We start from the raw sequence: 15318 nt of genomic DNA, 5'->3' as shown, positions 1-15318 counted from the left end.
TCGAAAGGTGGCAAAACCAGCACCCGAAAATGGCAAGGGCAAAGGCGCCAACGCGGCCGCGCGCAAGCAGGCCACCGCGGCGATGAATCCACGCCGGCAGCGCCTGTGGCGTGATCTGGCGCTGATCGTGATCGCGCCGCTGCTGCTCTATCTGTTCGCCAGCCTGTTCTCGTATTCGCCGGACGATCCCAGTTGGTCGCAGGCGGGCAGCGTCACCGCGCCTATCCACAACTGGGGCGGCAAGGTCGGCGCCTGGTTGTCGGCGCTGCTGCTGTCGCTGTGTGGCTACGTGGCCTTCCTGCTGCCGGTGATCCTTGGCGCGGTCGCCTGGATCGCGTTGTTCGGCATGGACACCGACGGCGACGGCGAAGCGGATCTGGGGCCGGCGCTGCGGCTGATCGGCATGGTCGGCTTCCTGATTTCCTCCACCGGCCTGCTGTTCCTGCGTGGCGTGCCGGCCGAGCATTTCTCCGATGGCCCGGGCGGCATCCTCGGCACCCTGGTCGGCAAATCGTTGCTCAGCGGTTTCGGTGGACTGGGCGGCAATCTGTTTCTGCTGGCGCTGTTCCTGGTGTCCGTGACGCTGGCCACGGGCCTGTCCTGGCTCGCGGTGATGGAGCGCATCGGCAAGGGCGTGCTGGCGCTGCCGGGCATGTTCCGCAAGGGCAGCCAGCAGGCGGCCGAATGGCAGCAGACGCGGGTGATGCGCGAGGAACGCGAGGAAGTGCGCCGCGCCGACGCGGTGCTGCGCGCCAAGCGGGAGCCGGTGAAGATCGAGCCGCCGCCGGCGCCGGTGATCGAAAAGAGCGAGCGGGCCAAGCGCGAGCAGCAGATCCCGTTGTTCCATGGCACCGGCGGCGATGCGTCCGGCTTGCCGCCGCTGTCGCTGCTGGACGATCCGAAGCCGCAGACCAAGGGCTATTCCGAGGAAACCCTGGAAACCCTGTCGCGCCAGATCGAATTCAAGCTCAAGGACTTCCGCATCGACGCGCAGGTGGTCGGCGCCTATCCGGGCCCGGTGATCACCCGCTTCGAGATGGAGCCGGCGCCGGGCGTGAAGGTCAGCCAGATCAGTTCGCTGGACAAGGACATCGCCCGCGGCCTGAGCGTGAAGTCGGTACGCGTGGTCGACGTGATTCCGGGCAAGTCGGTGATCGGCCTGGAAATCCCCAACACCAGCCGCGAGATGATCTTCCTCAGCGAGCTGCTGCGCTCGAAGGAATACGACAAGTCCGGCAGCGCGCTGACCCTGGCGCTGGGCAAGGACATCGCCGGCCGCCCGACCGTTGCCGATCTGGCGCGCATGCCGCATTTGCTGGTCGCCGGCACCACCGGCTCGGGCAAGTCGGTGGCGGTCAACGCGATGGTGCTGAGCCTGCTGTACAAGGCCTCGCCGAAAGAACTGCGGATGCTGATGATCGACCCGAAGATGCTGGAACTCAGCGTCTACCAGGGCATCCCGCACCTGCTGGCGCCGGTGGTCACCGACATGAAGGAGGCTGCCAACGGCCTGCGCTGGTGCGTGGCGGAGATGGAGCGCCGCTACAAGCTGATGAGCGCGGTGGGCGTGCGCAACCTGGCCGGCTTCAACAAGAAGGTCAAGGACGCGCAGGACGCCGGCCAGCCGTTGATGGATCCGCTGTTCAAGCCCAATCCGGATCTGGAGGAGGCGCCGCGCCCGCTGGAGCCGCTGCCGTTCATCGTCATCTTCATCGACGAATTCGCCGACATGATGATGATCGTCGGCAAGAAGGTCGAAGAGTTGATCGCGCGCCTGGCGCAGAAGGCCCGCGCGGCCGGCATCCACCTGATCCTCGCCACCCAGCGTCCGTCTGTGGACGTGATTACCGGCCTGATCAAGGCCAACATCCCGACTCGCATCGCGTTCCAGGTGAGCTCGAAGATCGACTCGCGCACGATCCTGGATCAGTCCGGCGCGGAAACGCTGCTGGGCCACGGCGACATGCTGTACCTGCCGCCGGGCACCGCCATGCCCGAGCGCATCCATGGCGCCTTCGTCAGCGACGATGAGGTGCATCGCGTCGTCGAGCATCTCAAGGCTACCGGTAGCGCCGACTACATCGAGGGCGTGCTGGAGGAAATCCAGACGATGGGCGACGGCGTGGTGGTCGGGCCGACCGGCTTGCCGGAAAGCAGCGGCGGCGGCGGTGACGAAAGCGATCCGCTGTACGACGAGGCGGTGCGCATCGTCACCGAAAGCCGGCGCGCTTCCATCTCCGGGGTGCAGCGCCGGCTGAAGATCGGCTACAACCGTGCCGCCCGACTGATCGAAGCGATGGAAGCGGCCGGCGTGGTCTCGCCGCCGGAACACAACGGCGACCGCCAGGTACTGGCGCCGCCACCACCCCGGTGAGGGCCACGGGGCCCGCCGGTACCACCCCGCATCTCGCCGGCGCCGCGTCCCTGAATGCCGATTCATGGCACGGCGATGCGGGGCAGTCGCGATGTGCGCTATTCAGATTTGCCGGGGCACACTCGGCACCGAACCCGACCCTCCAAGCCACCACACCATGATCTCAATCGCCCGTCCCGCCTTCCTCATCGCCGCCGCGTTGTTCGCCGGCAACGCCTTCGCCGGCGCCCGTGATCAGCTCAAGGTCTTCACCACCGGCCTGAAGGGCCTGGACGGCCAGTTCGTCCAGCAGGTCCACGACGGCGGCGGCAAGCTCAAGGAAACCTCCAACGGCCGCGTCGCGCTGTCCGCGCCGCGCCTGTTCCGCTGGGAGTACAACAAGCCCTACGAACAGCTGATCGTCGCCGACGGCAAGCAGGTCTGGGTCTACGACCCGGATCTGAAGCAGGCCACGGTGCGCGAACAGGGCATCGAGGAGCAGAACAGTCCGCTGTCGGCGCTGATTGATCCCGGCAAGCTGGACCAGCAGTTCAACGTCAAGGAAACCGGCAACCAGAACGGACTGGAATGGCTGACCCTGACCCCGAAGCGCGACGGCGACGCGAACTTCCAGTCCGCGCGCCTTGGCTTCGATGGCAAGGGCCTGGCGCAGATGGAAGTGATCGACGCGGTCGGCCAGCGCACCACCATCAAGTTCAGTGGCTGGAAACGCAATCCGTCGTTCGCCGGCGGCACCTTCAAGTACGCGCCGGGTCCGGGCGTGGACGTGGTCGGCGGTTCCTGAGCGTCGCGGCCGGGCATCCGCAGGACCATCGAGCATCGAGGACCGGGTTCCGTCGGGAGCCCGGTCCTTTCGTTTCCACGGGCCGATCCCGTCTCGCGGACGGTAGAATCGACCGGTGGCGAGATCTCCCAAAACCCGAAATCCCTTTCCCCAGGAATCCGATCTGCTGAGTGTCGACCGTTCGGCGATGCGGCCATTGGCCGAACGCATGAGGCCGCGCACCGTTGACGAGATGGTGGGACAACGCAGGCTGCTCGCACCGGGCAGCGCGCTGCGCCGCGCGGTGGAGTCCGGAAGGGTGCATTCGATGATCCTGTGGGGGCCGCCGGGTTGCGGCAAGACCACTCTCGCGCTGCTGCTGGCGCAGTATGCGGATGCGGAATTCCATGCCATCTCGGCGGTGCTGTCCGGCCTGCCGGACGTGCGCGCGGTGTTGGCCGAAGCGGCGCAGCGCTTCGCCGAAGGACGGCGCACCGTGCTGTTCGTGGACGAGGTGCATCGCTTCAACAAGGCCCAGCAGGACGCGTTCCTGCCGCATATCGAACGCGGCACCATCCTGTTTGTCGGCGCGACCACCGAAAATCCGTCGTTCGAACTCAATTCGGCATTGTTGTCGCGCTGTCGCGTGCATGTGATGGAGGCGGTCTCGACCGACGACATCCGGCATGCGCTGCGGCGGGCGGCGGACGACGAGGAGCGGGGTCTGGGCGGGCAGGGCCTGCTGGCCAGCGATGACGCCCTGCGCGAAATCGCGGGCGCGGCCGACGGCGATGTGCGTCGCGCGCTGACTCTGCTGGAAATCGCCGCCGAACTGGCGGCCGGCGAGGACAATACCATCACCCCGCAGACCCTGCAGCAGGTGCTGGCGGATCGCACGCGCCGCTTCGACAAGGGCGGCGAGCAGTTCTACGACCAGATCTCGGCGCTGCACAAATCCATACGCAGTTCCAACCCGGATGGTGCGCTGTACTGGCTGGCGCGGATGCTGGACGGCGGCTGCGATCCGGTCTATCTGGCGCGACGGCTGACCCGGATGGCGGTGGAAGACATCGGCCTGGCCGATCCGCGCGCGCTGCAGATGGCGGTGGACGCCTGGGACACCTACGAACGGCTGGGCAGTCCGGAGGGCGATCTGGCGCTGGCGCAGGTGGCGATTTATCTGGCCAGCACCGCCAAGTCGAACGCCGGCTACAAGGCTTTCGGGATGGCGAAGCAGGACGTGCGCGAACATGGCACGCAGGACGTGCCGTTGCACCTGCGCAATGCGCCGACCAAGCTGATGAAGCAGCTCGGCTATGGCGGTGGCTACCAGTACGATCACGATGCCGAGGGCGGTATCGCCCTGGATCAGACCGCGTTTCCCGATGCCATGGGCGAACGCGTGTACTACGAACCGGTCGAGCGCGGCCTGGAAATCAAGTTGAAGGAAAAACTCGATCGCCTGCGCGAACAACGGCGCGAGGCGAGGGCGGCCAAGCCGGGCCGCTGACCACGCCCGGCGCTCCGAATGCGTCTCAGCCGGCCAGGCTGCGCGCCAACCGCACCGTCATCAGCCCGAGGCCGGTCATCAGCAGCGAACCCGCCACGTGCACCGCGATGAGCAGGAACGCCCAGCCGTACTGCAACCGCAGGATCAACTGCATGGCTTCGGCCGAGAAGCTGGAGAAGGTGGTCAGTCCACCCAGCAGGCCGGTGATCACGAACAGGCGCCATTCGGGCGCGATCGAAGGATGGTGCGCCAACCAGCCCATCGCCACGCCGATGGCGTAGCCACCGATCAGGTTGGCCGCCAGCGTGCCGAGCGGCAATTGCGCATGGTTCGGATTGAGCCAGACGCTCAGGCCCCAGCGCGCCCATGCACCCAGTGCCGCGCCGAACGCGATGGCCAGGAAGGAATACATCGCCAACTTCTCCAGAAAAGGAGCGATGGCGCATGCCCACCGTCCCGGTTGCGGGTTTCTCGGCAGGCATCATCAGCCGTCATGCCGGCGGTTCAGGGAGGAATGCCATCTCCCGGGGCACACAGCCTACATCGCCCGCGGCGGGCGAAAAAGACTTCACTCGGGATGCAAGAACGCCACCCATCACCTTGATCCGGCTACCGATCGTCGGCGTGCGAAGGCGTTCCGGTGGCGGCAGACGAGCGGCACAATGGATAACGAAAATATAACATTCGTCCCCCGGCTGACTAACGTTTCGTATGTGAGCGTGACCGACGTCGTTTTTTAGCGCCTCCCCTGGGCGCCAGAACGGCACAGGAGAATAAACATGTGCATGCGTAAGACTCTCATTGCATCTGCAGTGTTACTGGGACTTGGTCTGACGGGACAGGCTTTCGCACAGGCAACCAACACGGAAAACGGACCTGGGGCCGATACGCTCGTCGCCGTCGATTTCGATGCGACCGACAGCAGTACCCACGACGGTGACAACCGCGACAACGACGGCGTCGCTTATGCCGATGGCTATGGCACCGCGGCCGCCAACAACGGTGGCACCGCGACCGCCACTTTCTCCAACGCGTTCAATCACAGCAAGGCGGTGGCCGAAACCAAGCTCATCGGCTCGGTCAGCGGCATCACCGTGCATGACATCGGCAACGTCGCCAAGAACTGGGGCGACGCCAACGGCGGAAATGGCGGACGCGGTGGCACCGGGCGCGGCGGCGACGGCTACGGTGGCGAAGGCACCGGTGGCCGTGGCGGCAACGGCGGTGACGGTGGCAGCGGTGGCAACGGCGGCGATGCCATCAACGGCAGCGCCAGCGCGGGCGATGTCAGCAATGGCGGTGCGTCCATTGGCGACGCCGTGGCCGGCGACGGCGGGAACGGCGGACGCGCCGATCACAACCGCGGCGGTCGCGGCGGCGACGCCGGTGCGGCGGGCGGCTGGGGCGGTGGCGCCAGTGGCGGCTGGGGCGGCGACGCCGGCAGCGCCAGTGGCGACGCGGTTGCGGCCGATGGCGCGGCGGGCGGCGATGCCGGTGCCAACAGCGGCCGCGTGCGTGAGCGCGGCGCGGGCGATGCCACCGGTGGCACCAGCACCGCGACTGGCGGCAACGGCACCTCCGGCGGCGCGAGCGCGACCGGTGGTTCCAGCACGGCGACCGCAGGCGCGGGCACGGGTGGCTCGGCCACCGGTACCGGCGGCGACGGCACCGCGACCGGCGGCGCGGGCGGCAGCCTGAGCGCGACCGCGGGCGATGGCGGCGCGGGTGGTTCGGCCACCAACGGCGATGCCACCAACGGTGACGCTTCCTCGACCGCCAGCAATGGCGACGCCACCGCCGGCGACGGCGCGATGGGCGCGGTCGGTGCGGAAGGTGGCGTGGGCGGTGACGGCAACGGCGGCGTCGGCAACGGTGGCGTCGGCAACGGCGCGATGGGCGGTGCCGGTGGCGCGGGTGGCTCCGTGGCCAACGACGCGGGCACGTTCAACATGTCCAACACCATGAGCAGCGTCGGCCAGTCGGCCGCCGGTGTGATGGTGGCTGCGCAGAACAGTGGCTTCGCGTCGCTGATCCAGCAGGGCATCACCGTGCAGGCCAACCTGACCGTAGGTCCGTAAGCGCTCCCCGGGCACACCGGACCGCTGCGGCGATCCGGCGCGCCGTGCGCAGGATGATCCCGCCGCCTCCGCGGCGGGATCGACAGGGGGCGCGTGGCGCGACGTGCCAGGACGGAACGCATGGCAAGGGAGAATGACCATGCATCCCCGTTATCGTTTCACGCGGCATTTCCGTGCCGCGTCCTGGGTGGCGTTTGCACTGTCGTGCTTCGGCGCGGCGGCGTCATTCGCCGGTGAGCCGATGCCTTCGTCCTCGATTCCGACCGACGCCGGAGCCCCGGAACCGGGCATGGCGGTGCCGTTGCGGGCCGAAGTACCGCCCGGCTGGTTGCAGGTCCGCGAACGCGGCGTCATCGAGATCGGCGCGCCGGTGGACGTGACGCGGCTGGCCGGCATGCGTGGTGGCGAAGACGACCACGGCAGCACGGTGATCATCGATGTCGACGGTACCGTCGATGGCAACACCGCCGATCGGATCATCAGCGGAAGCAACACCATCAACCAGGGCGCCTTCGACAATGCCAACGGCATCAACACGGTCATCCAGAACACCGGCACCAACGTGCTCATCCAGAACGCGATGGTGGTGACCGTGAACTTCGCGGATCCCGCTCGATGAGATCCGTCCATGCCGCCGTGGCGGGCCTGGTCCTGGCGACCTGCGTCGCCATGAACGTCGCCGCGGCGGACATGGATCTCAGGGTGCCTGTCAGCGGCGCGTACCAGTTGCGGGTGACCAGCCTGAAGGAAGCGCGCTTCCGCACGACCATCCCGCAACAGTTCGACTTCAGCTGCGGATCCGCCGCGACCGCCACCCTGTTGACGTTCCAGTACGGGCATCCGGTCAGCGAGCAGGACGTGTTCGTGCGGATGTACACCTATGGCGATCAGGCGCGCATCCGCAAGGAGGGGTTCTCGCTGCTGGACATGCGCCGCTACCTGCAGTCGCAGGGTTTCGAGGCGGACGGCTTCGAGCTGCCGCTGGAAAAACTGCAGGAAGAGGGCGTGCCGGCGATCGTGCTGCTCAATGACCGTGGCTATCGGCACTTCGTGGTGGTCAAGGGTCTGAAGAACGGCCGGGTGTTGCTGGGAGACCCGGCGCGCGGCACCCGCGCGATGCCGAAGTCGCGCTTCGAGGCGCTGTGGGACAACCGGGTGTTGTTCGTCATCCACAACCGCCGCGCGCAGGCGCGGTTCAACCAGGCGCAGGACTGGCGCACCGCGCCGCCGGCGCCGCTGGACGTCGGCCTGCATCGCGACGGCCTGCGCAACATCGCGGTGCCGCGACGCGGCCCGGGAGATATCTGACATGAACAGACACATGAAAACCGGTCTCGGTGCCTTCTGCATCCTGATTTCCGGCACCGCCGTTTCGCTGGCGGCGCATGGCGGGAACGGTGACGACGGCGATGGCCTGGGCGCGGAATGGACACCGATCGATCCCGCGCGGCTGGATACGATGCGGGGAGGCTTCCAGTTGCCTTCCGGAGCGATGCTGTCGTTCGGGATCGAGCGGATGGTGTACGTCAACGGCGAGCTGGCGGCCAGCACCTCGGTCAGGGTCGCGGATCTGTCGCGGCTGACCGCGGAGGAGGCCCGCGCGCTCGGCGAATTCAACCGGGGGATCGTGGTCCAGCGCGGTGACGGCAACCGCTTCGAGCCGATGCACCTGCCCGGCGGCGTGGTGATCCAGAACACGCTCAATGACCAGCACATCATCACCATCACCCGCCTGGAGGTGGACAGCCATGTGCTGGGCGGCTTCCAGGGACTCAATGCCGGCAGCGCCCTGCAGGACGCGCTGATCGGTTCGGCCGGTACCCGCTGATCCGCACTTCCGCCACGGAGACAACCCGATGAAAAGGACGTCGCTATCCCGCCTGCTGCCGTTGCCGCTCGCCGCCGGTCTGCTGGCCGCCTGTCCGGCCTGGGCGCAGCAGGCATCACCCGCATCCGTCGAAGGCGAGGACCGCCTGGACAACCTGCAACGCCAGATCAACGAGCAGACCCGTCAGCTCGAACAGACCCGGCAATCCCTGGAGCAACAACAGCTGACCCTCGCCCGGCTGCAGTCCGCGCTGAACGAGGAAGTGCTGGCCAATGCCCGGGCGCGCGGCGCGCCCGCGCCGGTGGTGATGCCGGTGCTCGGCCAGGCCCCGGTACTGGCCGCGCAGGCCGCGCCGGCGCAGACCACACCGCCCGCGCGGCCGGCTTCGCAGCCGGTCGGGCAGGCTCCCGAATCGGATTCGCGCCCACCGGAAGTGGCGCAGATCTTCGACCAGCCCGGCGTGCTGACGCCGCCCGGGAAGTTCGTGCTGGAACCCTCCCTGCAGTACGGGTACTCGGCGAACGATCGCGTCGCGCTGGTCGGTTACACCGTCATTCCCGCCATCCTGATCGGCCTGATCGACGTGCGCCAGGTCAAGACCACCACCGCGGTGGCCACGCTGACCGGGCGCTACGGACTCAACCGGCGTTTCGAACTGGAAGCCAAGCTGCCGTATGTCTACATCAACGGCGATACGGTCAGTCGCGAGATCTTCACCGGGTCGGCACAGGATCGGGTGTTCAACGCCAGCGGCAATGGCATCGGCGACGTCGAGCTGACGGCACGGTATCAGATCAACCAGGGCGGTCCCGACCAGGCGTTCTACATCGGCTGGCTGCGCTACAAGAGCCGCACCGGCAAGGATCTGTTCGAGGTGGTCACCGATTGCGTGACCCGCTGCGTCGCCAACACCACGGGCACCGGCCTGCCGCTGGACCTGCCGACCGGCTCCGGATTCGAGGCGCTGCAACCCGGCGTGACCTGGCTGTATCCCTCCGATCCGGTGGTGTTCTTCGGCAGTCTCAGCTATCTGCACAACTTCAAGCGCCGCAACGTGTCGCGTCTGCTGGTCGACGGCAAGCGCGAGTCCCTGGGCGACATCGAGGCCGGTGACATCATCGGCTTCAACCTGGGCATGGGCCTGGCGTTGAACGAGAAGGCCGCCATCAGCATCGGTTACGACATGAACGTGGTCGACAAGACCCGGCAGAACGGACAGGACGTGGCGGGCGCGGTGCGGGTGACCCTCGCCACGCTGCTGCTGGGCGGTACCTACCGGTTCAACGAACGGGTCTCGCTCAACGTGGCGCTGGGTGCCGGGCTGACCCGCGATACGCCCGACGTGACCTTCACCGCGCGGGTGCCGATCACCTTCTGAACACGGCTGCCGGCCGCTACAGCAGGAACAGGCAGTCGCGCAGGTGCTCGGCCAGGCGCATGCTGAGTGCGACCAGGGTGAAGGTGGGGAAGGCCCAGCCGCTGGTCGGGAACACCGAACTGCCGGCCACGTGCAGGTTGTCCATGCCATGGACGCGCAGATTGCGATCGACCACGCCCCCGGCGGGATCGTCGGCCATCCGCGTGGTGCCCATGTGATGCGCGGTGCCTTGCAACTGCGGTGTGTTGTCCCCGCGCAGCCACGGCTCGAGCTGGAAGCTTCCCGCGCAGGCGCGCGCGAGCTGGTCGCCGAACAACTGCGCGGCGGTCCGGTAGGTGTGCCAGTCCAGCGGCGTCAGCCGCCAGTCGACGCACACCCGGCGCTGCCCCAGGGCATCCAGTTCCCGACCCAGGTGCACGCGGCTGTCGGGATTGGGCGCCTGCTCGAAGTAGCCGATCACGTCGACGTGATCCGGACGCACGATCGGACGGTCGGCGAGTTTGTTGAGCACACCGCGCGCCAGGTCGCCCACGCCGGGCGCCAACGCCAGCGCAAGGCGGGCGATGTTCTCGCGGACCGGCGCATCGTCCTGCGAGGGCGCATGCAGGCTCAGCGACTGCGACATCTGTCCCTCGAGCGAGCGGCCTTCGTCGGGGCGCGGTTTGCGCAATGCCGAGCGCAACCTGCGCGCGGCATGGATGCCGCGTGGCACCGGGCCTTCCACCGCGACCGGCCGCACGCGTCCCGCCAGCAGACGATGGACGCGCATGGCGTCGTCGGACAGGCATAGTTCCGGAAAGGCGGGTGCCGCGCCTTTGCCGCCGGAACGATCATATGGACGGGTGAGCGGGGTGACCGCGCGGGCGCGCAGGGTGCCCAGACGCCCACGCGGATGATCCATGAAGTAGCGTCCAACCAGATCCTGGCGGTTGCCCAGGCCGCGCGGCAGGGACGAGTTCGACAGCAGCAACAGGCGCGCATTCTCGATACCGCCGCAGGCCAGCACGTAGCGATGCGCGCGCACGTGTCCACGACGTCCCTGCAACGTGCCGATGCTGGCCTGGCGCACATGCTCGCCCTCCGCATCGGCCAGCAGTTCCAGCACGTTGGCGTGCAGCACCACCTGGATGTTCGGCGCGCGCTCCAGTTCGGTCCGGTAGGTGCGGCCGAAGAACACCGGGCTGAGCACGAAATTGCGATTGACCAGATGTTGCCGATCGAAGGCGGGCGGCTGCCGCGCCGGCGAGGTCAGGAATCCGCCGGCTTCGAATTCGTGCTCTTCGATCGCGAACATGTCGCGTGCCCGCGCGTAGTAGGGCTCCAGTTCCGCATAAGAGATCGGCCAGCCGCTGTTGGGCACCCAGTCCCGTGGCGCCAGATCCAGCCGGCCCAGCGGAATGCAGCCGCCACCCCAGACATTGGTGCTGCCGCCGAAGGCACGCAGCCGGCTGGCGCCCGGGTCCAGTTCGGGGACGCCAATCGAGTCACCGGCATACAGCGACTGGTTGTCGGCGTCACCGGACAGCCCACCGCCTTCCAGCAGACAAACGCGGATCGCCGTGCCGACGAACTGGCGTGCGATCGTGATGCCCGCCGGGCCCGCACCCACGATGCACAGGTGGGCGTCGAAGTCATCGGGCGCGGAGGCGTGGCGATAGTCGATCAGCACGCCGACGTGCCTTTCGCGTGATCAAGGATTGGCTTCCTCATCGGAATCGCCTCGCCCGGCCCGCGATCCGGGCCGCACAGGGAGAAGCTACGCAAGCCGTGGCGGAAGCAGGCCATGCCGCCGCCCGATACCCGGCGGGTGCCATCATCCCGTCATCTGGAACGGGCACAGTCCGTTGGTTTGGGCAACGGATGGATGCGATGAAGGATGCGAAGAATGCCGCCGGTCATGGCGCATCCGGCCTGCTGCGGCGATGGCTGGCCGCGGTGCTGGCCTGGAGCGCGGTGGGCGCGGCCTCCGCCGCGCCGGCGGAGATTCCCGCGCACTGGCTGGCTTACGCGCAGCAGGCGGGCATGACCTTGCAGCAGCGATTGGCCGAGGAGAACGTCACCACCACCGAACTGCACGGCTGGATGGAGCGTTCTGCGGCACAGCCGCAGCGCCAGGATCCGATCGTGGTGAAACTGTGGATCGACGCCGGCGGCGAGGTCGAGCGCAGTGAATTCGATTCGCTGGGTGATGCCGGCGCCGACGCGGCGTTGAAGGCACTGCTGCGGGGCACCCGCCTGGCGCAGCCTCCCGCGGACATGCGCCAGCCGCTGGTACTGGGCCTGTCGCTGGGAGACGGCGAAGCGGACACGACCGGCGCGGCGTCGAAGGAAACCGTTTCTCCCTAGTGGCGGGTCGTCGTCAGCGTCCCGGAATCACGGGCGGCGGCGGTGGTGGCGGTGGGCGCTGCGGTCGGGTCGAGACCCCGAAGGCATTGCCCATCCGCTGCTGGGTGGCTGCCCGATTGGCCAGACCGAGTTCGGCAGGCGGACGTCGCGCGATCCGTTCCGAGCCCGGAAGAGCCGTGGGGGGCGACGTAGCGGGCGTCGCGGTCATCAACTGGCCCAGGCAGGCATAGTCGGGGATGCGTTCGCCGTTGACCTCCACCTCCAGGCAGCGCGTGTCGCGCCGGGTCCCGGCGGGAACGGTCGCGGGTGCGGGCGTGGATGAAGCCTGCGGTTCGCCGGCGGACAAGGCGATGGGGGCGATGCCATTCGCGAGGATCAACAGCGCCGCCGCAGGGAGAAGGATTCGTGGCATGAGTGTCACCGGACTGCAACGATGGCCGAATAGTGTGCCGTGCCTGGCGTTTCGATACTGGCGCGTTCTGCCTGCAGTTTGATGACAGTCATTTGCGGGACGACCGCTGCCCCCCTGGGACCACGCCGCACGGCGAGCCGGCATCCGATGATGCCGAAGCTCGCGATGTTGCTGGCATCGCTGTTGTCGCCGTTCGCGGGAACGTCCGCGAATGAATCCGATTCGCGCTGGTTCGATCTGCCCGCGCAACCGCTGGAGCGCGCCCTGCAGACATACGGCCAGATGACGGGCCTGGCGGTGCTGGTCGATGCGCGCATGCTGGTCGATCTGGATTCCCGCGAGGTTCGCGGGCGTTTCCGCGACGACGAGGCGCTGCGGCGGATGCTGGCGGGGACGGGACTCGCGCCCCGGTTCGTCGGTGACGATGCGTTCACCCTGGTTGTCGCGAGCGAGGAAGAAGCGCTTCCGGCTCCGGTCATCGCGCCCGCTCGCCACGATGCGGTCGCCGATGCCGCAAGCCGCCGACGGAGCGCGCGCGCGCTCCAGCGTGGACTGGAAGACGCGCTCTGCGCCGACCCGCTGACGCGCCCGGGCGGCTATCGCGCGACGATAAGCTTTCGCCTCGACAGGCAAGGGCGTATCCAGCAACCGGAATTGCGCGAATCCAGTGGCGAGGCCGCGCGCGATGGGGCCATCCTGGCCCGCGTGACAGGCCTGCCACTGCCCGGCTTGCCGGATGATCTGCCGCAACCGATCACCCTGACCCTGTTGCCGCGGACATCGACGTCAACCCCGCCATGCCAGGGGAACGGAGGATGAGCGCCGGCCTGCGCACATTGCTGCTCGATCACTACGAGGAGTTCCGCAGACGCCTGCGCCGACGCCTGGGTTCGGACGATCTGGCGCTGGACGCCCTGCAGGAAACCTGGCTGCGGGTGGAACGCATGCGCGAGAGCGCGCAGCCGGACCGCAATCCGGTGGCTTACCTGTTCCGCATGGCCGTCAATGCCGCCACCGACCAGCGGGTGGCGCAGGCGCGGGTGCTCACCGGGATGGAAATCGAAGCATTGATGGACGAAGTGGCCGACGATCAGGATCCCGCCCGTATCGCGCTCGGCCAGGCGGACATCGCGGCGCTGGCCGAGGCCCTGCAGGAGCTGCCGCGCCGCCAGCGCGCCATCCTGCTGGCCGCGCGGGTCGAGCAGGAACCGCTGGATCTGATCGCGCGCCGCCACGGCGTTTCGCTGCGGATGATCGGCAAGGATCTGAAGAAGGCGTTGCAGCACTGCGCGACCCGGCTCGACCGTCGGGTCGTGCAACGGTTCGGTCCCGGCGCGGGAAAACAGTCGTGATGGATATGAGGCCGGAAGAATCCCCCCAGGCATCCGCCGCGCAGGCCCAGGCCCATGACTGGTTGCTGCGCCTGTTCTCCGGACGCGCGACCACCGAGGACGCGGAGGCGTTCCGCCGCTGGCGCGCGGATCCGGTGAACGCGCGCGCGTTCGGCGAAGCGCGCCGCCTGTGGACGGCGCTGGGGCCGGCGGCGGAACTGGCGGCGGCTCCTGCCGCGCCCATGCCGGCCGTCCTGGCCCATCATCCCGTCCGCACGCCTGCCCACCCGAAGACGGCGCAGGCCACGCGTCGGCCACGGGCGATCAATCGGGGCCGGCGGGCGTTCATCGGTGGCGCGGTCGCGGCATCCGCGGGTTGGCTGATCGCGCGCCCTCCGCTGGGCCTGTGGCCTGGCTGGGAGGAAGCGGCAGCCGACTACCGCACCGCGGTGGGCGAGCGGCGCGATCTGGAGATCGCGGGAGTGCAGGTGGCGCTGGGCGCGCGTACCGCCCTGAACCGGGAGGAACGAGCAGGTTCCGCCTGGATGGAACTGGTGCAGGGAGAAGCCCAGATCACCACATCGCGTGCGGCTCCGTCACCGCTGCGCGTACGGGTGGGGGATGGCGTGGTCACGCTTGCGGCGGGGTCGCGCGTCAATCTTCGCTGCGTGGCCGAGGACCAACGTGTCACCTGCCTGTCCGGACAGGCGCGGGTGGAGCAGGGTGGGCGCGTGGTGGTGCTGCAACCCGCTTGGCAGGTGCGGCTGGCCGGACGCCGGATTGCGTCGGTGGCGCCGGTGGATGCGACGCGCGTCGATGCATGGCGGCAAGGATTCCTGGTGTTCGACAACGAACCGCTGGCGCAGGTCGTCGAAGAGATCAACCGCTACCGGCCGGGACGCATCCTGATCACGCGCGCGGAACTGGGACGCAGGAAGGTGCAGGCACGTATTCCGATCCGTCAGGCGGATACCTTCCTGGCCCTGGTCAAGGATGTCTACGGCGCGCGCGTCGTGCAGATGCCCGGTGGCGTGACCCTGCTCGGCTGAGTGCGCGGGCGACGTCACGTCGCCCATGCGGTTCTTCGCAAAAGTACGCGGATGCGACGACGAGTCCTCGCACGTCCATGCGGTGCCTTAGCACGTCGATATGACGGAAACATGAAATTCATCGTCGGAAGCCGTCGATTGGCCGCGCAGATGAATTTTTTGTTGCAGGAGTTCAGTCGTCGTCGGCGGCGGCGGTCTTACCCATCGTAACGCGCGCAACGCATTCCACCGTGATGATCGCAGGCACGG

The 15318-nt window shown here is 68.0% G+C and carries 15 protein-coding genes and 1 riboswitch; of the genes, 12 read left to right on the top strand and 3 right to left on the bottom strand.

Going from position 1 to position 15318, the window contains the following annotated elements:
- Positions 1-7: 7 nt before the first annotated feature.
- The 3 genes from AC3DEZ_RS11435 (at position 8) to AC3DEZ_RS11425 (ending at position 4647) form a co-directional block, all read left to right on the top strand.
- Positions 8-2374: a DNA translocase FtsK gene (locus tag AC3DEZ_RS11435; RefSeq protein ID WP_488388322.1), complete on the top strand. Its 2367-nt coding sequence runs from the start codon at positions 8-10 to the stop codon at positions 2372-2374.
- Between the two features lie 157 nt (positions 2375-2531).
- Positions 2532-3158 (top strand): outer membrane lipoprotein periplasmic chaperone LolA, encoded by a 627-nt coding sequence (lolA, locus tag AC3DEZ_RS11430; protein ID WP_488388321.1) that lies wholly within the window; start codon positions 2532-2534, stop codon positions 3156-3158.
- A 187-nt stretch (positions 3159-3345) separates the two neighbouring features.
- A complete protein-coding gene (locus AC3DEZ_RS11425) occupies positions 3346-4647 on the top strand; it encodes a replication-associated recombination protein A (protein WP_488388499.1) in 1302 nt (433 codons plus the stop codon).
- A gap of 25 nt (positions 4648-4672) precedes the next feature.
- Here the strand turns inward: AC3DEZ_RS11425 and crcB are convergent, their stop codons facing one another.
- Entirely contained in the window at positions 4673-5059 is a 387-nt protein-coding gene (gene crcB / locus AC3DEZ_RS11420) for a fluoride efflux transporter CrcB (protein WP_488388320.1), read from the bottom strand.
- A 56-nt stretch (positions 5060-5115) separates the two neighbouring features.
- Positions 5116-5181, bottom strand: a riboswitch (Fluoride riboswitch).
- A 278-nt stretch (positions 5182-5459) separates the two neighbouring features.
- On the opposite strand from crcB, the gene AC3DEZ_RS11415 reads away from it, so the two are divergent.
- From AC3DEZ_RS11415 to AC3DEZ_RS11395, 5 genes are all read left to right on the top strand, one after another.
- Complete coding sequence (locus AC3DEZ_RS11415) at positions 5460-6725, top strand: hypothetical protein (protein ID WP_488388319.1); 1266 nt, start codon at positions 5460-5462, stop codon at positions 6723-6725.
- A 139-nt stretch (positions 6726-6864) separates the two neighbouring features.
- Positions 6865-7344: a hypothetical protein gene (locus AC3DEZ_RS11410; protein ID WP_488388318.1), complete on the top strand. Its 480-nt coding sequence runs from the start codon at positions 6865-6867 to the stop codon at positions 7342-7344.
- The gene (locus AC3DEZ_RS11405) at positions 7341-8033 is read left to right on the top strand and encodes a C39 family peptidase (protein WP_488388317.1); all 693 of its coding nucleotides are present in this window, start codon (positions 7341-7343) and stop codon (positions 8031-8033) included. The genes AC3DEZ_RS11410 and AC3DEZ_RS11405 overlap by 4 nt, the downstream gene beginning before the upstream one ends.
- Positions 8034-8046: 13 nt before the next feature.
- Positions 8047-8553, top strand: a complete 507-nt coding sequence (locus AC3DEZ_RS11400) for a hypothetical protein (RefSeq protein WP_488388316.1) — start codon at positions 8047-8049, stop codon at positions 8551-8553.
- A 28-nt stretch (positions 8554-8581) separates the two neighbouring features.
- A complete protein-coding gene (locus tag AC3DEZ_RS11395) occupies positions 8582-9931 on the top strand; it encodes an acetate kinase (RefSeq protein WP_488388315.1) in 1350 nt (449 codons plus the stop codon).
- A gap of 16 nt (positions 9932-9947) precedes the next feature.
- On the opposite strand, the gene AC3DEZ_RS11390 is transcribed toward AC3DEZ_RS11395, so the two are convergent.
- Complete coding sequence (locus tag AC3DEZ_RS11390; protein ID WP_488388314.1) at positions 9948-11600, bottom strand: GMC oxidoreductase; 1653 nt, start codon at positions 11598-11600, stop codon at positions 9948-9950.
- 200 nt (positions 11601-11800) lie between these two features.
- Here AC3DEZ_RS11390 and AC3DEZ_RS11385 point away from each other — a divergent pair, with 200 nt between their 5' ends.
- Positions 11801-12277: a hypothetical protein gene (locus AC3DEZ_RS11385; protein ID WP_488388313.1), complete on the top strand. Its 477-nt coding sequence runs from the start codon at positions 11801-11803 to the stop codon at positions 12275-12277.
- 13 nt (positions 12278-12290) lie between these two features.
- Here the strand turns inward: AC3DEZ_RS11385 and AC3DEZ_RS11380 are convergent, their stop codons facing one another.
- Positions 12291-12689, bottom strand: coding sequence for a hypothetical protein (locus AC3DEZ_RS11380; RefSeq protein WP_488388312.1), 399 nt, complete (start codon positions 12687-12689; stop codon positions 12291-12293).
- Between the two features lie 147 nt (positions 12690-12836).
- On the opposite strand from AC3DEZ_RS11380, the gene AC3DEZ_RS11375 reads away from it, so the two are divergent.
- Genes AC3DEZ_RS11375 through AC3DEZ_RS11365 form a run of 3 tightly spaced genes read left to right on the top strand, consistent with a single transcriptional unit; the run spans position 12837 to position 15069 of the window.
- Positions 12837-13508, top strand: coding sequence for a TonB C-terminal domain-containing protein (locus AC3DEZ_RS11375; RefSeq protein WP_488388311.1), 672 nt, complete (start codon positions 12837-12839; stop codon positions 13506-13508).
- Positions 13505-14041 carry an RNA polymerase sigma factor gene (locus AC3DEZ_RS11370; protein ID WP_488388310.1) on the top strand — a complete coding sequence of 179 codons (537 nt, stop codon included), beginning with the start codon at positions 13505-13507 and terminating at the stop codon, positions 14039-14041. Before AC3DEZ_RS11375 ends, AC3DEZ_RS11370 begins: the two co-directional genes overlap by 4 nt.
- Complete coding sequence (locus AC3DEZ_RS11365; protein ID WP_488388498.1) at positions 14041-15069, top strand: FecR family protein; 1029 nt, start codon at positions 14041-14043, stop codon at positions 15067-15069. Before AC3DEZ_RS11370 ends, AC3DEZ_RS11365 begins: the two co-directional genes overlap by 1 nt.
- Positions 15070-15318 lie beyond the last annotated feature (249 nt).

The organism is Pseudoxanthomonas sp. 134C1, from assembly GCF_057773065.1.
Note: the sequence above shows the minus strand (reverse complement) of the source record. Positions and strands in the feature narration are given on the sequence as shown.